This window comes from Streptomyces sp. NL15-2K (assembly GCF_030551255.1).
Classification (GTDB): domain Bacteria; phylum Actinomycetota; class Actinomycetes; order Streptomycetales; family Streptomycetaceae; genus Streptomyces.
In genome coordinates, this window is sequence record NZ_CP130630.1 from 5,897,645 (window position 1) to 5,916,612 (window position 18,968).

Annotated in this window: 20 protein-coding genes; 9 read left to right on the forward strand and 11 right to left on the reverse strand. The window is 68.6% G+C overall.

All coding sequences use genetic code 11. From position 1 onward, the window contains the following. Positions 1–17: 17 nt before the first annotated feature. The 3 genes from Q4V64_RS26490 to Q4V64_RS26500 form a co-directional block, all read right to left on the reverse strand. Positions 18–1,469, reverse strand: coding sequence for an ATP-binding protein (locus tag Q4V64_RS26490; protein WP_124440615.1), 1,452 nt, complete (start codon positions 1,467–1,469; stop codon positions 18–20). 29 nt (positions 1,470–1,498) lie between these two features. Further along, positions 1,499–2,119: a hypothetical protein gene (locus Q4V64_RS26495; protein WP_124440614.1), complete on the reverse strand. Its 621-nt coding sequence runs from the start codon at positions 2,117–2,119 to the stop codon at positions 1,499–1,501. Positions 2,120–2,198: 79 nt separating this feature from the next. Beyond that, positions 2,199–2,606, reverse strand: a complete 408-nt coding sequence (locus tag Q4V64_RS26500) for an ATP-binding protein (RefSeq protein ID WP_124440613.1) — start codon at positions 2,604–2,606, stop codon at positions 2,199–2,201. A 248-nt stretch (positions 2,607–2,854) separates the two neighbouring features. Between Q4V64_RS26500 and Q4V64_RS26505 the strand changes: the two genes are divergently transcribed. After that, complete coding sequence (locus tag Q4V64_RS26505) at positions 2,855–3,706, forward strand: helix-turn-helix transcriptional regulator (RefSeq protein ID WP_124440612.1); 852 nt, start codon at positions 2,855–2,857, stop codon at positions 3,704–3,706. Positions 3,707–3,709: 3 nt separating this feature from the next. After that, complete coding sequence (locus Q4V64_RS26510; RefSeq protein ID WP_124440611.1) at positions 3,710–3,916, forward strand: DUF397 domain-containing protein; 207 nt, start codon at positions 3,710–3,712, stop codon at positions 3,914–3,916. Here Q4V64_RS26510 and Q4V64_RS26515 read toward each other — a convergent pair. Together Q4V64_RS26515 and Q4V64_RS26520 are read right to left on the reverse strand one after the other, a co-directional pair. Further along, entirely contained in the window at positions 3,901–4,479 is a 579-nt protein-coding gene (locus Q4V64_RS26515) for a DoxX family protein (RefSeq protein ID WP_124440610.1), read from the reverse strand. The two genes, Q4V64_RS26510 and Q4V64_RS26515, sit on opposite strands and share 16 nt — an antisense overlap. Positions 4,480–4,557: 78 nt before the next feature. Further along, on the reverse strand, positions 4,558–4,836 hold the full coding sequence (locus tag Q4V64_RS26520; RefSeq protein WP_124440609.1) for a hypothetical protein: 279 nt from the start codon (positions 4,834–4,836) through the stop codon (positions 4,558–4,560). Between the two features lie 7 nt (positions 4,837–4,843). Between Q4V64_RS26520 and Q4V64_RS26525 the strand changes: the two genes are divergently transcribed. Next, positions 4,844–5,020 carry a hypothetical protein gene (locus tag Q4V64_RS26525; protein WP_172629229.1) on the forward strand — a complete coding sequence of 59 codons (177 nt, stop codon included), beginning with the start codon at positions 4,844–4,846 and terminating at the stop codon, positions 5,018–5,020. On the opposite strand, the gene Q4V64_RS26530 is transcribed toward Q4V64_RS26525, so the two are convergent. Both Q4V64_RS26530 and Q4V64_RS26535 read right to left on the reverse strand, forming a co-directional pair. After that, positions 5,017–5,925, reverse strand: coding sequence for a hypothetical protein (locus tag Q4V64_RS26530; RefSeq protein ID WP_124440608.1), 909 nt, complete (start codon positions 5,923–5,925; stop codon positions 5,017–5,019). The genes Q4V64_RS26525 and Q4V64_RS26530 overlap by 4 nt on opposite strands. Next, on the reverse strand, positions 5,922–6,326 hold the full coding sequence (locus Q4V64_RS26535; protein ID WP_124440607.1) for a hypothetical protein: 405 nt from the start codon (positions 6,324–6,326) through the stop codon (positions 5,922–5,924). The genes Q4V64_RS26530 and Q4V64_RS26535 overlap by 4 nt, the downstream gene beginning before the upstream one ends. 283 nt (positions 6,327–6,609) lie before the next feature. Here Q4V64_RS26535 and Q4V64_RS26540 point away from each other — a divergent pair, with 283 nt between their 5' ends. The 3 genes from Q4V64_RS26540 (at position 6,610) to Q4V64_RS26550 (ending at position 9,397) form a co-directional block, all read left to right on the forward strand. Next, positions 6,610–7,257, forward strand: coding sequence for a sigma-70 family RNA polymerase sigma factor (locus tag Q4V64_RS26540; RefSeq protein WP_124440606.1), 648 nt, complete (start codon positions 6,610–6,612; stop codon positions 7,255–7,257). Further along, positions 7,254–7,877 (forward strand): hypothetical protein, encoded by a 624-nt coding sequence (locus Q4V64_RS26545; protein ID WP_124440605.1) that lies wholly within the window; start codon positions 7,254–7,256, stop codon positions 7,875–7,877. Before Q4V64_RS26540 ends, Q4V64_RS26545 begins: the two co-directional genes overlap by 4 nt. A 179-nt stretch (positions 7,878–8,056) precedes the next feature. Beyond that, positions 8,057–9,397, forward strand: a complete 1,341-nt coding sequence (locus Q4V64_RS26550) for an acyltransferase (protein WP_124440604.1) — start codon at positions 8,057–8,059, stop codon at positions 9,395–9,397. On the opposite strand, the gene Q4V64_RS26555 is transcribed toward Q4V64_RS26550, so the two are convergent. After that, positions 9,394–9,972 carry an NUDIX hydrolase gene (locus tag Q4V64_RS26555; protein ID WP_348540809.1) on the reverse strand — a complete coding sequence of 193 codons (579 nt, stop codon included), beginning with the start codon at positions 9,970–9,972 and terminating at the stop codon, positions 9,394–9,396. The two genes, Q4V64_RS26550 and Q4V64_RS26555, sit on opposite strands and share 4 nt — an antisense overlap. Positions 9,973–10,089: 117 nt before the next feature. Beyond that, a complete protein-coding gene (locus Q4V64_RS26560; RefSeq protein WP_124440602.1) occupies positions 10,090–10,455 on the reverse strand; it encodes a PH domain-containing protein in 366 nt (121 codons plus the stop codon). Positions 10,456–10,612: 157 nt separating this feature from the next. Here Q4V64_RS26560 and Q4V64_RS26565 point away from each other — a divergent pair, with 157 nt between their 5' ends. Further along, positions 10,613–11,953: a polysaccharide lyase family 1 protein gene (locus tag Q4V64_RS26565; RefSeq protein ID WP_124440601.1), complete on the forward strand. Its 1,341-nt coding sequence runs from the start codon at positions 10,613–10,615 to the stop codon at positions 11,951–11,953. A gap of 111 nt (positions 11,954–12,064) precedes the next feature. Further along, positions 12,065–13,114 carry an LLM class flavin-dependent oxidoreductase gene (locus tag Q4V64_RS26570; RefSeq protein WP_124440600.1) on the forward strand — a complete coding sequence of 350 codons (1,050 nt, stop codon included), beginning with the start codon at positions 12,065–12,067 and terminating at the stop codon, positions 13,112–13,114. A 38-nt stretch (positions 13,115–13,152) separates the two neighbouring features. On the opposite strand, the gene metG is transcribed toward Q4V64_RS26570, so the two are convergent. Both metG and Q4V64_RS26580 read right to left on the reverse strand, forming a co-directional pair. Next, positions 13,153–14,871, reverse strand: coding sequence for a methionine--tRNA ligase (metG, locus tag Q4V64_RS26575; protein ID WP_124440599.1), 1,719 nt, complete (start codon positions 14,869–14,871; stop codon positions 13,153–13,155). A 141-nt stretch (positions 14,872–15,012) separates the two neighbouring features. Further along, positions 15,013–16,587: a VWA domain-containing protein gene (locus Q4V64_RS26580; protein ID WP_124440598.1), complete on the reverse strand. Its 1,575-nt coding sequence runs from the start codon at positions 16,585–16,587 to the stop codon at positions 15,013–15,015. A 283-nt stretch (positions 16,588–16,870) separates the two neighbouring features. On the opposite strand from Q4V64_RS26580, the gene Q4V64_RS26585 reads away from it, so the two are divergent. After that, positions 16,871–18,946, forward strand: a complete 2,076-nt coding sequence (locus tag Q4V64_RS26585) for a PhoX family protein (protein ID WP_124440597.1) — start codon at positions 16,871–16,873, stop codon at positions 18,944–18,946. Positions 18,947–18,968: the final 22 nt, after the last annotated feature.

Genomic DNA, 18,968 nt, shown 5'->3' on the forward strand with positions numbered 1-18,968 from the left:
ACACCGGAGAACGCACGTCAGGCGCTCCAGGCGCGGAGCACGTCGTGCGGCTCCCACGCCAACTGGACGCCGTCGTCGTTCAGCGGCTTCGTCGTCCCGGACAGCGACACCACCGCCAGCCCCGTGGTGCCCGGGATGAATCCGGGGACCTGTGGAGCGCTCGTCCGCAGGGCGGTCAGGTCGTGCTGGTCGAAGGGGGAGGCCAGCCACTTCACGGAGCCGGCGAAGTAGAGCGTGCTCGCGACGGGTGCGCGGTCGGCGCCGATCAGATCGACCTCCGGAGAGAACTGGCGGTTCCACCAGCCGCCCACGACCTCGGTGTCCGGCCAGGGGAAGTCCCCGGAAGCGGCCGCCAGTTCCACCGCTTCCCGGATCAGCGGCTCGACGGCCCGCCCGCGCCAGGCGGCCCAGCGCCGCTGGACGAGCCGGTACGCGGCCTCGGGCCGACCGCGCCGCGACAGTTCCTGTGCGGAGCGCAGTGCGGCCAGGTAGAGACGCAGATTGCTGTCGGCCACTCGGTACAGGGCGGGTTTGCCGGGGTTTGTGGACAGCGGGGTGTCGCAGGCGAGGACCCGCTTCTCATCAGTCAGCCGACGCAGCAGAGGGGACAGTGTCCCGGAGGGCAGCGCGCCGCTCTGGCTTCCTGCCGTCGCCGCGATGTTGGCGTGCGTACGGTCGCCGCTGCCCACCGCCTCCAGTACCCGGCGGGACTGGTCAGGTGCGGGGAACTCGGCCATGAGCGCCGCCTCCGGCACGCCGAAGAGCGGTGAGGCGGGGTCCGCGCACTCGGCCTCGATGAAGTCGAGCGCCGGGGTGGCGTGCGGCCAGGCGCGCAGGATCCCCGGCAGCCCTCCCGAGACGAGGTGCGCGTCGATGGCGTCCGCCGCGTCCAACCCCAGAGCGTTCCCGGTCTCGGCGGGGTTGAGCGGACCGAGGACCAGGCTGTCGGCCCGGCCGTAGAAGGGCCGGTCGTAGGCGGTGAATCGCTCCATCATGTGCAGGTCGCTGCCGAGCAGCAGGAGAAGTACGGGGCGGCCGGCCAGGAGCCGGTCCCACGCGGTCTGGAGTGCTCCGTCGAAGACGGGGTCCTGTTCGGCGAGCCAGGGCAGTTCGTCGATGACGACGATGCTCGGGGTGGTGGGCAGCACGGCGGCGAGTGCGCGGAAGGCGTCGGGCCAGTTGGTCGGGGCGCTCTTCGGTACGAGTTCCAGGTCGGCTGGGAGGGAGGACTCCCTCAGCTCGGCCATGAGGTCCGCGATCCCTTCCAGAGGGGAGGCACCCTTGGTCGCCGTGAAGAAGACGTACGGCCGCCGGGCCCGGTCGCAGAACTCCTGCACGAGCCGGGACTTCCCGACCTGCCGCCGCCCCCTTATGGCGACAGCCAGTCCGTTGCCGTCGGAGGTGACGCGGTCGAGGCGCTTGTTGAGGAGGGCCAGCTCGGCTTGGCGGCCTACGAAGGGTGTGGGCATGGTGCCTCCCAGGGAGCGGCTGTGTAGATTCAGTCTACGTAGATTTGATCTACATCGCCTCGCCAGATCTCTTCGCCCGGTGTGCCCTCCAGGCCGACCTCCAGCAACTCGCACAGGTAGGTCGCCGTTTCCCTGTTGAGGGACCGGATTCCGCCGACCAGGACCCCCAGCATGTTCGTGATCTTCTCGCTGTCGCTGTGCACGATGGTGGCGAGCGTTGCCAGTGCCGGTTGGCGGATCACGGTCGGCTCGTCCGTGATCTCCGGTAGGTCGTCCGGTCCCAGCACCAGCGGGCGCAGGATCTGGGACGTCCAGGTGCCGATGCGGTGCTCGAAGGGGCCGGCGGCCCAGGTCGCGGTAGGTCGGTTACGGCAGATCACCAGCAGCAGTACGGGCAGGTGGTACGTCATGTGGAGTTGTGCCACGCGACGGGCCCAGCCCGGTGCCTTGTCGGGGTCCTGCTCTGCCTGCACCTCGATGGCGAGGAGGAAATCCTCTCCCTCGGATGGTTGGACCTTCAGTGCCGAGTCCAGCACCTCAATGACCGTTTTCGTGAGCGGGGGAAGTCGCAGCGCCTCGAAAACGGGGTTGAGGGCCTCCGGGTGGTCCTCGAAGATCCGGTGCGATGCCTGGCGGGTTGATGTGACCATGTGGCGGAACCTAGGGGATCTTGAGCCGGGGCGTCCGGCCGACGGGATGGGATCACTCTTTCGGGGATGGGAAGAACGTTCAGGCCGCGGCGGTCAGTTCGCACCAGATGTATTTGCCGGTGCCGACGATGTTTTTGACGTCCCGCTGCTGCACCCAGCCCCATGTGTCCGCGCAGTCGCGTACGAGCGAGAGGCCGCGGCCTGTTTCGGCATCCGGGGCGGAGTTCCGGGAGGGGAGTGGCGGGGTGGGGTCGGCGTCCCAGACGCCGATGCGAAGTACGGCGCCCTCTGCGCGGAGCTTTATGGCGGCGGGGCCCTTGGTGTGCTGTACGGCGTTGGTGACCAGCTCGGTGGCCAGGAGTTCGGCGGCTTCGGTGAGGTGGGGGAGGCCGTACGCGGTGAGGATGAGGCGGAGGGTGCGGCGGCAGATGGGGACGGCGAGGGGGTCGTTGGGGATGTAGAGGGTGTACTCCCAGGATTCGGGCATGCGTAACTCCCGGTCAGGTGAGGTGAGTTGGGGGCTGCTGAGGCTTGGCGGGCGGTGGCTCCGTCGCGGCCGCCATGGCAGGGCGGGGCGATGCGCTTCCGGGGCCCCGGAGTGCCGCAGCGTGTGCGTCGCGTCACTGACGGTAGGGCTAAATATTCGGCGCCCGCAAGTCGTTCAGGTAACCTGGCACCCGATCGGGGCTCTTCAACCCCCCGTGAGAACAGCGACGTTGGGGAGCTGGGAGTCGAATGCCCGCACGGATTCAGCCGACCGCCCGCCAGGTTCGCCTCGGCGCCGAGCTGCGCAAACTTCGGGAGACGGCGGGCATGTCGTCCCGTGAGGCGGCGGGACTGCTGGGCGTGGCCCCGGCTCAGATGAGTCAGTTCGAGTCAGGCAATGCAGGCATCACCGCGGAGCGCGTGCGAAGGCTCGCGGCTCACTACTCCTGCACGGACTCGGAGTTGATCGACGCCCTCGCGGAGATGGCGGTGGACCGCAGGCGGGGCTGGTGGGAGAAGTACCGAGGTGTACTGCCGCCTTCTTTCCTGGACCTGGCAGAGCTGGAACACCACGCTACGTTCATTCAGGAGATCGCCACCGCGCATGTTCCCGGTGTGCTCCAGACCGAGGACTACGCTCGTGCGGTGTTTGCCTACTGGCGTCCGGAACTCCCGGAGAGCGAGTTGGAACCGAGGGTGGAACACCGCATGCGCCGCGGTGCGGTGCTCACACGAGAGCAGGCGGTTCCCTACAGGGTGATTCTTCATGAGTCTGTGCTGCGTACGCGTGTCGCGGACCGCAGCGTGGCTCGGAACCAGCTCGACGAGATCGTGCTCTTGGCGGAGCGTCCCAACGTCACGGTTCGGGTGATCCCCTTTGACGTTGACGGTTTCGGCGGCGCAAGCACGGCGCTGATTTACGCGGGCGGTCCTGTCCCCGTGCTGGACACTGTCCACAGGGACACCCCGTACGGCTCAGCCTTTGTGGACGCTGCCGCCCAGCTCGCCTCGATGCGAACACTCTTCCGTAAAGTGGAGTCGGCGTCCCTCGACCCGGCCCGGTCCAGGGACTACATCCATCGGCTGGGAAAGGAGTTGTGAGCCGTGATCGAGTGGCAGAAGTCGTCTTTCTCCGGCGGCGCCGACGGCAACTCGTGCGTGGAACTGGCCGCCGCCGAAGGCAACCTGCTCCTCCGCGAAAGCGACGACCCCACCCGAATACTCCCCCTCACCCCCCACGCCCTCGGCGCCCTCCTCGATCGCCTACGAGCATGCCGGCCCCACTCGGAAGCGGCTCAGGGCCTACTCTGAACCAGGATCTGTCTCTTCACAGGATTCTGTTCTCCAATTACCGGGCTGCCGCTGGTGCTGGGGCGGATCGCGTTCAGCAGACCTCGGCGGATCGTGTGAGCAGTTGTGGCCGCCCACAATGCGAGGGCGATGAAGAGCAGCTGCTCGGGAATCCTGAACCACAACGGAGTGGCTGGGGCGCCGTTGAGCGGGATGTCCTCGAGGGCGGCGTAGATGTTGGCCGGGAGCATCAGCACGAAGAGCGCGGCCAGGCCGGTCCCGGCCGCCGGACGTGTCGTGGCTCGGATGAGTCCGGCGGCACCGAGGAGCTCAAGTACGCCGGTCACGTGGACCATTGCACGAGGAAACGGCACGAACGGCGGCACCATGGCTGTCAGGTCGTCGTGGTTGGGCAACATGCTGACGCTTGGTGGTGTGAAGTGCGCGGTCGCGGTGGCCACGAGCATGACCGCCAAGCCGTGCGTGGCACTGGCTTGCCAGGTCGCGAACCGTCTGGTCCCCAGTAAGCCGAGCAGGCGAAATCCCAGCGCCGGGCCGACGAGGAGCATGAGGGTACCGAACATGGTGTCCTCCGAAGGGAGTGAAGACGCGCAGGCGAGATGCGCAGGTGAGATGCGCGGAACGCGGTGACGTCGTGGAGTTCAGCCGCGCATGAAGAACAGGCCGGCTCCGTACGCGTCGCGCGCGGAGACGAAGAACCCGTCGCCGGCCGACTGGGTCACGGTGCCGCCGCTCTCGACGGTCTTCCGGGCGTCATCTGTGTCGTCGACCAGGACGGTCATCGCGGCCAGGTAGGACGAGGCCGGGACGGGTTCGCCGGGCAGGACGTCACCGGCGTGCGAGGCGCGGACGATCTCCAACCGTGCGGCGGTCGTCTCCAGTACGGCGACCGGGCCTTCGTACCTGGGGGTTGTCCGCACAATGCGGGTGTACCGGTTCGTGATCCCGCTCGAACTCGGTGTCGTCGGCCACGATCAGCACGGCGCCCAGGCCCCGCGCACCGTTCGGGTGCCCCGCGAAATCGACGACCCCACCCGAATACTCCCCGTCACCCCCAAGGGCCTCGCCGCCCTCCTCGACCGCCTCCGCGCCACAGGCCGCTAGTAGACGAAGGCGAACTGGGCGCCGTCCACCGCAGGGTTCTTGACGTTGGGCGGGGTGGATCCCTCGGGCTGCACCCTTACGTTGACCTGGTACTTGGCTCCCGGCACCAGATCGGTACGGATCTCCTGCTCCCCCGACTGCTTCTTGCCGGTGCCTTGTGGTGAGGCGACCTCGCCGGGGAATTTCAGGGTGCTGTCCGTCGGGTAGACCGCGTGGTAGCCGTCTTCGTCCTTCAGCCAGAGGTGGACGTCCACCAGCACGGTGCCCTTGGTGGTGCGCCACTCCGCGATCATGAAGACCCGGTCGCCCTCGCGACGCCAGCAAGGGCGCGTCTCCACGTCGGCCGCGCCGGCCGCAACCCAGGCGCGGCACTGCTTGTCGGGTGCCGGGTTCTTCCAGGCCGGAAGCGCCGAGGCAGTCGGGGTCCGAGTGGCCGGCGTCGGAGACGGCTCGGAGCGTGCCGAGGTCTTCGTCGGCGGGTTGGCGGGCGCGGGACGGGCGGATGGCGGTGACGTGGTGGGGCGGGAGGCCGAGGGCGAGGCGGACGACGACGTGAGCGGTGCGGTCGGCGTGGGCGGCGCGTCCGGGCGTTTCGCGTCGGTCGTGGCCTTGGTGTCCTCGGACGCGACCGATCGCAGCAACAGCCATGTTCCGCCGGCTCCTGCCAGGAGGACCAGGACGGCGGCCATGGCCGTCAAGGATCCGGTCAGCGCGTACAGGGCGGGCTTCCGCCCGGTGGGTGCGCTTGTCGGAGACGGAGGCGGAGACGGCGGGGGCGACCCGTGGTAGTGGTGCTCGTGGAAGGTCTGGTCGCCGCTCGCCTGGTACGCCCGGCCGTTGTCGGACGGCGACGACGTGAAGGACGACGGGCCGGCCCCCGCGGGCCTCGTCGGTCGTTCGGTCATCGCTCGGTGAAGTGCTGGTCGCGGCCGGCCTGGTACACACGGGCGTTGCCGGTGGGGCTGGCGTTGAAGACGACTGCTGCGGGCTGGGTCTTGGCGGGGGCGAGCACCTCGTCCAGCATGTGCCGCACCTCTTGGGCGAGGTCCGGGTGTACGGCGAGCAGGCGGAGGAACTTGCCGCGCCAGTCGTCGGCCATCGCTTCCGCGAGGGCATCCGCACCGGGGCCCTCCAGCAGTTCCCTGGTCTCCAGAAGCTCGGCCTCCACGGTCTCGGCGCGGTCCGGACAGGCCCGCTGCCACAGTGATCCCACGGCAGTCCTGGTTCGCTCCCAGACATCGGTGGTGAGCGCGGTCACGACCGCGGTACCGGCTGTCGAGGCGAGTGCCATCAGTTCGGCATCCACGCTCCACCCCTTTTTCATGACGCTGTGCAGGGCCGACATCCTAGGGGACAAATCCCACGAGAATGGGGCCAGTTGACGTCTTTGGGGTGATGTGATGACAGATATTGACGTATGTCGTCAGGCGGGGGCGGAAGAGAGCACCTGGGCGGCGATCACGCTGATGACCCGCCGCTCTGTAACGCTTTTCGTGCCTCGGTCCAAGAACAAGTGAAGTGCCTTTGAAGACTCCGGTGAACCTGCGACTCATCAGCACCGGGGAGCCTCCGACGAGAAGGAGTCGCCTGTGGACGGCGCGGAACGGTTACGGGGCGGGCCCGCCGCGGCGGTACGTGACCCGCAGCTCTTCGAGGAGTTCTATCGGCGCCACGTGGACGCGGTGATGCGCTTCGTGGCCCGGCGTGTCGACGACCCGCACACCGCGGCTGACCTGACGGCCGAGATCTTCCTCGCCGTCCTCGACTCGGCCCACTCCTACCGGCCCCGCCTCGGCAGCGAGACGGCCTGGCTGTACGGCATCGCGCGCAACGTCGTGTCGTCGGAGCGCCGCCGGGTCGCCCGGGAGGCGGAACGCGATCTGCGCTTCTCCGGGCGGCGGTTGCTGGAGGCCGATGACATCCTCCGCATCGAGGACAGACTCGACGCGGAGAGCCCGGGGCGGCGCGTCCTGGCCGCGCTGGCGAGGCTTCCCGAGGGCGAGCGGGCCGTCATGGAGCTGATCGCGGTGGACCAGCTCACGGTCACGGAGGCGGCGGCCGCGCTGGGCATCCGCCAGGTCACGGCCCGGGTCCGGCTGCACCGGGCACGCAAGGTGCTGCGGGAGGAGGCGGACGTCAAGGTCCCGGAGACCAATCCCCCAGCAGTGCAGGCGAGTTCCACGGGAGCAGGGACGCCGGACCCATCGTTGTTGCAGGTCGCAAGGGGAGAGGCATGAACATGAGGACGACGTTCGAGGACCGGCTCCTGGATGAACTGAAGAGGGAGATCCAGCTGCGCAAGCCCGGGGTGAGCGGCATCGGGTCGGCTGAGGTACAGCCCGGTGAGCGTAAGGCGAAGGCTTCCGTCGGCCGTCTGCTCGCCCCGCTCGCTCCTCGCCGGATCGCAGTCGTTGCGGCGGCCTGTACAGCGGCCTGGCTCGCAGCGGTGGTCGTGCCCGGTTCGCCGGCCGACTCGAACGCGTATGCGGTAGAGCCGGTCGGAGACGGTAGTGTCAAGCTCACCGTCAAGGACCAGAGCATCGGTGTCGCCGCCCAGCGCGAACTCGCTCGGAAAGTGCGTCCGTGGGGCATTCAGGTGACCATTGACGTGCTCGCTCCCGGCTATGTCTGCGAGCGCAGCAAAGTCACCCCGATCCCCGCGGTTGACAAACACGGCAACCGTGTACCCCTCATCCCGTTGCAGGCAGGCTGGGACGTCACCCTGCGCCGGGGCAACGTACTGGCCTTCGAGAACACCCGGGGCGACTCCCGGCCACGCGCGGTCGAGTTCTACAAGACCAAGAGCGAGGCCGAACCCTGCGTTCCGATGAAGGTCACGCTGCCGGACAGGCCCTAGCCGACCGAAATTCACCGAAGCGCGTCGACACCCGCCGAGCCAAATCCCGCGGCCCGCGAGGCAACCGGGGGAAACCAACACGTGGCGCACGGCCGGCGTGCAGCGCGGGCGATGGGCATGGTGAGCTCCTCCCCTTGACCAGCCAACGAACGCCTGACCAAAGAGGACTCGGCCTACGTATGGAACCCCCGCCCCTCGTCCCTCCTGCGCCGCGTCAGTCACCATCCGTAACATCACGGTTACCCGTTTCCGCCACACCGGTGGGCCTGTCGCGGTTGGGCTGGCTGGACGCGTTGCGCGGCATCGCGGCACTCGTCGTGGTGTTCGACCACTCGTCGTACTCCTTCATGGCGGAGTTCCGGCGGGAGTTGATGCCCGAGTTCAACACCAGCCGGTACGGCATCATGGTGTTTTTCCTGGTGAGCGGCTACATCATCCCCGCGTCGCTGGAGCGCCGGGGCTGCGTCCGGACATTCTGGATCGGACGGATCTTCCGTGTGTACCCGCTGTGGGCGGCCGTCGTCACGGTAGTCCTTGCCGTCAACCTCATGGGCATTGCGGAGATGCGTGACTTCGGTCGGCAGAGCGCTGCCATGGTGGCTGCCGCGCACGTCACCATGCTCCAGGAGTTGCTGGGGACACCCAATCTCCTGCTCATCCTGTGGACGCTCTCGTACGAGATGGCCTTCTACCTACTGGTCGTCGCTCTCTTCACGGTCCGCATGCACCAGCGGTCGGCAGCGGTCGCCGTCACCTTGGCCGTGCTCGCCGCCGTGAGCGCGGCGGCAGGGGTCGTGCCACCGGCCTCCGCCCTCTCGGGCGTGGTCGGCACCGGCCCGCTGGTCGTGTTCGCCTCGATCGCCATGGTGGTCGCCATCTGCTGTGCGATCGCCAGGTCACTCGTACTCCGGGTGTTCGGGGGCGTGTTGGGCGGGGTACTGGCGCTCGTTCTGGTTTCTCTCAACGGCACGGTCCCCCTGTGGGAGAGCCTGGTGATCCTCGCCGTGATGTTCCTCGGCACCGCCGTCCACCGCACCGAGCACGGTCAGAACACCCGGCGGTACACGGCCTGCACAGCTGTCGTCGTGGTCGCCTGCGCCGTAGGGAGCGTGTACCGGTACGGCGATGGGTCCCATTTCACCCGGCGCGGCTGGATCGCTGCGTTCCTGCTGGCCGTACTCACGTTCGGTGTCGGGCTGACGCTGCGCCGCCGGCCGATACCGCGCCCGCTGATCCGACTGGGAACCATCAGCTACTCGGTCTACCTGGTGCATCCGGTGCTGCTGGCGGTGACCGACGGCACGATCGGCCGGTGGCGGCAGGACAATCTCCTGCTCGAAGTGGCGTTCTTCGCCGTGCTGCTGCCGCTGTGCGTGCTGACCTACCGCTACATCGAGGCGCCGAGCCAGACATGGGGCCGCAAGTTGGCACGCCGCGGCGGCCGGCAGCCGGTGTGCCAGGCGACGCCGGATTCACGAGGCGCGGGATCGCAAACCACAGGTACCGACCTCAAGTCTTAACCTCGCCGTGGACGGTGGGAGAGACAGGAGCCCGACTCGCGGGTGAGCCCGGCGAGATAGGCGTCCAGGCGTTGAACTCGCCCCGGAATGGCTTCCCGGAGGTTCCACCAGCGGATGGCCTCGATCTCCTCGTTGTCCTGGAACTCCCGAATATCGGTGGTACGGCCCGCGAACAACGCCGCGTACTCGGCTCGCTGGTCGGGCGCGAGTACAAAGCCCGCGTAGCCGATGAACCGTAATGGTCCGTCGGGCTCTTGACCGCTCTCTTCCAGTAACTCACGTGTGGCCGCCTGGCGAGGGGATTCACCTTTCTCCACGCGCCCACCGGGCAGTTCCCAGCCTTGACGGAACCGATCGAAGACCATGAGGACACGGTCGGCGTGCCAGATGGCGACCAAAGCCGCCGTCAGTGGCGCGTCACACGGTGGCGCCCCTTCGGCCCTGCGTGCGAAGGAGACCAAGGCGTTGCCGCGATCATCGACTGCGAGCGGGGGGACTGCGGGGTGAGGCACCTCCCCGTGATTCCCAGTCCATCGCCGTACCAGTCCACTCGACCACGACGGACGAATCGCCACGAGGCCGTGAGCGGGTTTCGATCAGGGAGTGATTGGCAGATCTGTTCCACCCCTGCGAAGGAAAACCCCAGGTGAGGTGGACGTGCCGGTGGAGCAGATCTGCCAATCGCTGGCGAGTTACCGCGCCACGAACTGCGTGAGGATCGCCTGCACCTCGTAGATGTCGACGCCCTTGGTGAACGTCTTCTCCACCGGCATCGAGTTGCCCGAGATCCAGATCTTCAGCTCGGCGTCGAGGTCGAAGTGGCCGGCCGTCTCCACCGCGAAGTGGGTGATGCTGCGGTACGGGATGGAGTGGTACTCCACCTTCTTGCCGGTGATGCCCTGCTTGTCGACCAGGATCAGGCGCCGGTCGGTGAACAGGATGACGTCGCGCACCAGCTGGTACGCGGCCTGCACCTGCTCACCGGCGCCCAGCAGGCGCGCGTAGTCCTGCTGCGCCTGACCCGGGTTGACCGTGTGCGCGTTTCCGAACAGTGCCATGGATGGATCCCCCCACTCGGACGATTCACGCCGATGCGCAAATCTTCGCCGTTGCGGCAACCCTAATGACCTCCGCGGCCACTGAGGAGTCGTGAGCCCCGTTCACGGGAGCTTCACCGACAGCACGGGCAGCACACAACCACGTAAGGACTCCTCCGTGGCATCCCCTACTCACCGCCGGTCCCTCCGCAAGCGGCGCACGGTCGTCGTCACCGCCGCCGTCGCGGCGGCCGGTGTCGGCGCCGGCTTATTCGTGATGAACGCGAACGCCAAGGCCGTCGACCTGTACCACCAGGCCCTGCCCGCCAAGGACGGCTGGGCGGCCTCCGGATCCGGTACGACCGGTGGCGCCAAGGCCGACTCCGCGCACACGTACACCGTGTCCACCCGCGCGCAGTTCGTGAAGGCGCTGGGGTCGGTCTCCGACACCACCCCGCGGATCATCAAGGTCAAGGGCACCATCGACGCCAACACCGACGACTCGGGCAAGAAGCTGGGCTGCGCCGACTACGCCGCCGGTACCGGGTACTCGCCGGCCTCGTACCTGAAGGCGTACGACCCCGCCACCTGGGGCAAGAAGGCGCCGTCGGGCGGCCAGGAGGACGCCCGCGCGGCCGCCGCGGCCAAGCAGAAGAAGAACATCGTCTTCAGGGTGCCCGCCAACACCACCATCGTGGGCGTCCCGGGCACGAACGCCGGGATCAAGGGCGGCAGCCTCCAGGTGCAGAACGTGGACAACGTCATCGTCCGCAACCTCACCTTCGCCGCCACCGAGGACTGCTTCCCGCAGTGGGACCCGACGGACGGCTCGGCGGGCGAGTGGAACTCCAACTACGACTCCGTCACCCTGCGCGGGGCGACCCATGTGTGGGCGGACCACAACACGTTCACCGACGCGCCGTTCTTCGACAGCCGGCTGAAGACGTACTTCGGCCGCAAGTACCAGGTCCACGACGGCGCCCTCGACATCACCAACGGCTCCGACCTGGTGACCGTGGAGCGCAATCAGTTCACCAACCACGACAAGACGATGCTGATCGGCAGCAGCGACACCGACAGCACCGGCAAGTTGCGCGTCTCCATCCACCACAACGTGTGGAAGGGCATCGCCCAGAGGGCGCCCCTGGCCCGTATCGGCCAGATCCACCTCTACAACAACTTCTACGACACGGCCACGCTCAACGGCTACGCGGCCAAGTACAGCCTCGACTCGCGGGCCAAGGCCCAGGTCGTCGCCGAGCACAACGCCTGGCAGCTGCCGTCCGGCGCGAAGGTCGCCAAGCTGCTCAGCGGCGACGGCACGGGGTCGGTCGCGGGCGGCGGCAACCTCGTCAACGGGACGGCCACCGACATCGTCGCCGCGTACAACGCCGCGAACTCGAAGAAGCTGAAGACGACCGTCAACTGGACGCCGACGCTCACGGCGGGCCTGGAGAAGTCGGCGAAGAGCCTGCAGACGGTCCTGCCGAAGACCACGGGCGCCGGGGTTCTTTCCTGACCTCGTCCCGAACACCGGGGAAGGGCCCGGGGCTTGACGTCCCGGGCCCGTCTGACTAGGTACGGGAACGGTCAGGACAACCGCTCAGCTCCACTACGGAAGGCGGTACCCGTGAAGTTCAGCTACGCCATGCTCCCCGACTACCCGCTCCAGGAGTCACTGGCCTCCATCAGGCTCGCCGACGAACTCGGCTTCCACGCCTGCTACGCCGCCGACGAGACCTGGCACAAGGACATGTGGCTGCTGTTCGCGGCGGCGGCCGGGCAGACCAGCCGGATCCGGTTAGGGCCGAGCGTCTCGCCCGTCACGCTCCGCGAGCCGAGCCTCATCGCTCAGGCCCTGGCCACGCTCGACGAACTGTCCGGCGGGCGCGCGGAGGGCGTGGTGTCCAGCGGGAACTTCGGGCTCCTCGCGCAGTACGGCATCGACTGGGCCCGCACGCGCCCGCTGTCCCGGGTCAAGGAGGCGCTGCATGTCGTACGCACCCTGCTGGACGAGGGGGCCATCTCGTACGACGGGGAGTTCTTCTCCTACCAGGGACTGTTCACCTTCGCCCGGCCGGTGCAGGAACGGGTGCCGCTGAAGCTGGGGGCGATGCGCGGGCCCAAGTCCTTCGAGGCGGCGGGTGAGCTGTCGGACGGCTGCCACCACGCGCTGAGCTATACGCGCGAGGCGTACGACTACGCCGTACGGCACATCCAGGTCGGAGCCGAGCGGGCGGGCAAGGACTGGCGGGCGCTCGACATCGGTGCCTGGGTCGTCTTCGCCACCGGACCCGACTCGGCGGCGGCCAAGGACGCGGCCCGCAGCATGGTAGGCATCTACGCCTCCTCGATGCCCGAGGAGCAACTGCGCCGCAACGGCGTGGACCCCGGCGAGCTGAAACCGGTCATCGACGCCATTGCCGCCGGTGACCTGGCCCGCGGCATCGAGCTGACCAGCCCCGAGATCGCCGAGCGTCTCTCCATCGCCGGCACCCCCGAGGAGTGCCGGGACAAGATTCAGCGGGAGATCGCTCCGGCCGGCGTCAACCACATGATCTGTGCCGTCACCGACCGGACCCTCGTGAAGGCCTTCACGCGGCGGGACCTGGAGGGCGCGGCGGATGTGAACACTCAGCTACGGCTGATCCACGACAGGATCACGCCCGCGTTCACCTGAGGGGAGGGCCCGGGAGCGACCTCCCCGGTGATCGGAGGTCACTCCGCGGCGCCGCCGAAGCGCTCCTTGTACGTCTCCAGGTCGTCGTCCGTAATCTTGGTGAAGAGGACCGGGGGAACCGTGAAGGGCGTACCGGTCGGGACGGAGGACAGGGCGCGGGCCTCGTCGGCCGTGACCCACTGGGCCGTGTCGTCGGACAGGGAGAACGCCGAGCGCATGGCCTTCGCCGAGGCCGGGATGAACGGCTCCGAGACCACCGAGTAGAGGTGGATGAGGTTCATCGCCGTACGCAGCGTCAGGGCCGCGCCCTCCGGGTTGGTCTTGATCTCCAGCCAGGGGGCCTTCTCCTCCAGGTAGGAGTTGCCGGCAGACCACAGGGCGCGCAGGGCCGCCGCCGCCTTGCGGAACTGGATGGCCTCCATCTGCTCCTCGTACTCCGCGAGCAGGCGGACGATCTCCTCGCCCAGCTTGGCCTCCGCCTCGCCGGGCTCGCCGCCCGCGGGGACGTCGTCGCCGAAGCGCTTGCGGGAGAAGGACAGGACGCGGTTGACGAAGTTGCCGAGGGTGTCGGCGAGGTCCTTGTTCACCGTGGCCGTGAAGTGCTCCCAGGTGAAGGAGGAGTCGTCGGACTCGGGGGCGTTCGCCATCATGAAGTAGCGCCAGAAGTCGGCGGGCAGGATCTCCAGCGCGTCGTGCGTGAAGACACCGCGGCGCTGCGAGGTGGAGAACTTGCCGCCGTAGTAGTTCAGCCAGTTGAAGGCCTTGATGACGTCGACCTTCTTCCACGGGGCGCGGGTGCCCAGCAGGGTCGCCGGGAACATCACGCTGTGGAAGGGGACGTTGTCCTTGCCCATGAACTGCGTGTAGTGGACGTCGGCCTCCGACTCCCACCACCAGGAGCGCCAGTCGCGGTTGCCGGTCGGGTCCTGGTCCGCCCACTCCTTCGTCGCCCCGATGTACTCGATCGGCGCGTCGAACCAGACGTAGAAGACCTTGCCCTCAGCCGCCAGGTCCGGCCAGGTGTCGGCCGGGACCGGGACGCCCCAGTCCAGGTCACGGGTGATCGCGCGGTCGTGCAGGCCCTCCGTCAGCCACTTGCGGGCGATGGAGGAGGCGAGGACGGGCCAGTTGTCGGCACGCTCGTCGACCCAGGCCTCGACCTCGCCGGCGAGCGCGGACTGGAGCAGGAACAGGTGCTTGGTCTCGCGCACCTCCAGGTCGCTGCTGCCGCTGATCGCCGAGCGGGCGTCGATCAGGTCGGTGGGGTCCAGGACGCGGGTGCAGTTCTCGCACTGGTCGCCGCGGGCCTTGTCGTAGCCGCAGTGGGGGCAGGTGCCGATGATGTAGCGGTCGGGGAGGAAACGGCCGTCGGCGTTCGAGTACACCTGGCGGATCGCCCGCTCCTCGATGAAGCCGTTCGCCTTCAGCTCGCGGGCGATCTCCTGCGTGATCTCGCGGTTCTGCGGGGAGGAGCTGCGGCCGAAGTAGTCGAAGGCCAGGTCGAAGCCGTCGTATACGGCCTTCTGGGCGTCGTGGGCCTGCGCGCAGAACTCGTCGACCGGGATGCCCTGCTCCTTCGCGGCCAGCTCGGCGGGGGTGCCGTGCTCGTCCGTCGCGCAGATGTACAGGACGTCGTGGCCGCGCTGGCGCAGGTACCGGGAGTACACGTCCGCCGGGAGCATGGACCCCACCATGTTGCCCAGGTGCTTGATCCCGTTGATGTACGGAAGGGCGCTGGTGATGAGGTGTCGAGCCATCGGGGGCTGCTCCCAGTCGGGTGGTTTTACGAGGCTTGCGTACGAACCTTGAAATCGTAGCCGACATGGGTGGGCCGCCCGCCTCCCGTTTTGCGGGGTGGGAAGCCGGGCGGCCTGGGTGGTGCGGGGGTGTGGCGTGTCTTATGGGCGCCAGGTCGCGAGTACGCCCTCGTAGAGCTCGGCGTCCGTCAGCTCTCGGGGGGTCGGGCCCGCGTGGAAGAAGGACGTGTTGTCGGTCTTCAGTTTGCGGAGGTAGTCGAAGGCCTTGTTGTCATGCTCGCCGAAGGCGACGAAGGAGAAGAAGACGGAGGGGTGGTTCGCCGCGGCGTCCGTGAGGGACTGGGTGGCGGGGGTCTTGGCGTCGGGGGCGCCGTCCGTCTGGAAGATCACCAGGGCCGGGGTGCCGGCTGCTTCCTTGTTGTGGTGCGTGAGGACGTCCGCTACGGCTGCGTGGTAGCTGGTACGGCCCATGCGGCCGAGGGTGGCGTGGACGTCGTCGATCCTGTTCTCGTGGTCGGTGAGGGTGAGGTCGGCGGTGCCGTCCACTTCCGTGGAGAAGAAGGTGACGTGGACGGTGGCGTCGAGGGCCTCGGGGTCGAGGTGGGCGGCGAGGGCGAGGGTCTGCTCGGCGAGGGCCTGGGCGGAGCCGTCCTTGTAGTACGGGCGCATGGAGGCGGAGCGGTCGAGGACGAGGTAGACCTTGGCTCGGGCGTCGGTGAGGTTCTTGGTCTTGAGGGTGGTGGCGGCGGCCTTGTAGGCGGTGACCAGGCCGGGTGCCTGCGGCAGCGGGGCGTCGTCTTTGGCGTCGGCTTCGCGGGTTGCCTGCGGCTGCGGGGCGTCGGTTACGGCCTCGGCTTCGCCTTCGGCCGTGTCGTTCCCACCCGCACCACCCGTGCTGCTTTCGTCGTCGGGTGCGGGTGGCCCCTGTGGGGTGTCCTCGCCGTCGGCGGCCAGCGGTTCGGGGGTGGGGACCGGTTCGGGGGTGACCTCGGTGGTCGGCTCCGGCTCCGGCTCGGTGACGGGCTCGGGCGCGGGCTCCGGGGTGACGGCCTCTGCGTTCGGCTCGGGTTCGGGGGCGACGGCCTCTGCGGTCGGCTCGGGTTCCGTAGCGACGATCTCTGCGGTCGGCTCGGGTTCCGTAGCGACGGTCTCTGCGGTCGGCTCCGGCTTCTCCGCCGGTTCGGGTTCCGGTGCGGTCTCTGCGGCCGGCTCCGGTTCCTCGGTGGCTGTCGGCTCGGGGCTGGGCTCGGGATCCGGCTCAGGGACGGCCGTCGCAGACTCCAGCGGCTCCTCGGCCACCGCTTCCTTTTCCACCGGCGCCTCGGCGGCCGGCTCCGGCGTCGGCTCGGGATCCTCCGTCTTCGCCTCCGCCGTCACCTCCTCCGCCTCCGGCTCTTCCGTCGGCTTCGTCGGGGCCGGGACCGTCACCTTGTCGAAGGCGGCCGCGACCAGGTCGTGCTCCTCCTGCGTGGACAGCGTGGAGGTCCGGGGCTCGGGCACCGGTGCCGTCGGCTTCGGCTCGGGGGTGGGTTCCGTCGACGGGGACGGGACCTTCGGCTCCGCCTCCGGGGAGGTGACGCGTTCCGCCTCCGGCGAGGCAACGCGCTCCGCCTCCGGCGAAACCGTCCGCTCTGCCTCATGCGAAGGAACCGCCTCGGCGGCACGCCCCTTGCGTGACCGGCCGAATGCGTTCCGCAGGATAGTGAGAATGCCCATGTGCGCAACCCTTCGCGTGAGTTGTACCGTCAATCGCTGGCCAGGACGGACACGTAAGGTTAGCGGCCCCGGACGGCGATCTGGGGCGGGGGCGGGCACCGGCCGCCCTCGACGTCAAGGCCTACATCAGGACGGCCTCGGTCGGCGGCTCGGCAGGACCGCCAACTGGGTTACATCTACTCGGGGTTCACTCTCCGTTCACCGTGTCGCCCCGCTCCCGCACAAACGCACCCCTAGCGTCCGTCAGGCTGGATTAAAGGGGAAGCAAATGGGGAGAGCGAAAGTGCGCATACAGTTGCCGTTGATCAGCACCTCGAACGAGCCGCATCCCGGCGGGCGATCCGCCCTGACCTGCCGTTTCCGGTGTGGTGACGCCTGTTTCCACGAGGTGCCCAACACCTCCGCCAACGCGTACGTCGGCGATGTGATCGCCGGCGCGCTCAGTCGCCGTTCGATGATGCGGGCCGCCGCCGTCGTCACCGTGGCCACCGCCGCCGGTGCCGCCGTGGCCCAGCCCGTCGCCGCGGCCGAAAACAGCGCCGGGAGCGGGACGGCGACGTACAAGCCGGGCACCTCCAAGGCGGCGCGCGGGCTGCGGTTCGCCGCCGTCGCGCCCAACACCGCCGATGTCGTGACCGTCCCGGACGGGTACCAGCAGAACGTTGTCATCCGCTGGGGCGAGCCCATCCTGCGCGGCGCGCCCGCCTTCGACCCGGACAAGCAGACCGCCGCCGCTCAGGCCGGTCAGTTCGGGTACAACAACGACTTCCTGGCCCTGCTGCCCCTTCCCGGGGAGCGGAATCGGCAGCTGCTCGTCGCGAACCATGAGTACACCGATGAGGTGCTCATGTTCCGCGGGTACGACGCCGCCAACCCCACCCGTGAGCAGGTCGAGATCGCCTGGGCCGCTCATGGGCTGTCCGCAGTCGTGGTGGAAGGGGACCGGAAGACCGGGAAGCTCACCGCCGTGTCCCGGCATCCGCTCAACCGGCGCGTCACCGCCACCACCGAGTTTCGGGTCACCGGGCCCGCCGCCGGGTCCGACCTGCTGAAGACCTCCGTCGACCCGACCGGCCGCAAGGTCCTCGGCACCCTCAACAACTGCGCGGGCGGCACGACCCCCTGGGGCACCACCCTCCACGGCGAGGAGAACTTCAACCAGTACTTCGCCAACGCCACCCGCGCCACCGACAAGCGGTACGGCATCGGTACCGCGGCGAGTGAGCGCAAGTGGGAGCGGTTCGACAAGCGGTTCGACGTGGCCCAGGAGCCGAACGAGGTGCACCGCTTCGGCTACGTCGTCGAGCTCGACCCGTACGACCCCACCTCCACGCCCCGTAAGCACACCGCGCTCGGCCGGTTCAAGCACGAGGGCGCGACCGTGCGGCTCACCCAGGACGGGCGGCCGGTCGTCTACACCGGTGACGACGAGCGGTTCGACTACTTCTACAAGTTCGTCGGCAGCAAGCGGATGAAGCAGGGCACCTCCCGGGCCGTGCGGGAGCACAACCTGAGCCTGCTCGACGAGGGCACGCTGTACGTCGCCAAGCTCACCGGTGACTCCCCCGCCATCGAGATCGACGGCACGGGCAAGCTCCCGGCCGACGGCGAGTTCGACGGCAGTGGTGAGTGGATCCCGCTGGTCACCGCGAGCGCCAAGGGTGCCGTGTCGCACGTCGACGGCATGACCGCCGAGGAGGTCTGCGTCTTCACGCGCCTCGCCGGTGACAAGGTCGGCGCGACCAAGATGGACCGGCCCGAGGACATCGAGCCGAACCCGCACACCGGCAAGGTGTACGTCGCCCTCACCAACAACTCCAACCGCGGTGTCGGTACGAACGCCAAGGCGGACGAGGCCAACCCGCGCAACGCCAACAAGCACGGGCACATCCTGGAGCTGACCGAGCGCTGGAACCAGGCCGACAGCACCAAGTTCGCCTGGTCGCTGTTCCTGGTCGCCGGTGACCCGAAGGACCCGGCGACGTACTTCGCCGGCTTCCCGAAGGACAAGGTCAGCCCGATCTCCTGCCCGGACAACGTGGCCTTCGACCCGTACGGCAACCTGTGGATCTCCACCGACGGCGCCCAGCTCGGCTATCACGACGGCCTCTTCGGCGTCGCCACGAAGGGCGACCGGCGCGGTGAGCTCAAGCAGTTCCTGACCATGCCGAACGGCGCGGAGACCTGCGGTCCGATCATCCAGGACCGGCGCGTGCTCGTCGCCGTACAGCACCCGGGCGAGCTCGACGGCGCGAGCGTCGAGAAGCCGGCCAGCACCTGGCCCGACGGGCCCGGCAAGCTCGTCCGTCCGGCGGTCGTGGCGGTGTGGCGCGAGGACGGCTGCGACATCGGCGCGTAGCGGACACACAGCACACAGGCTG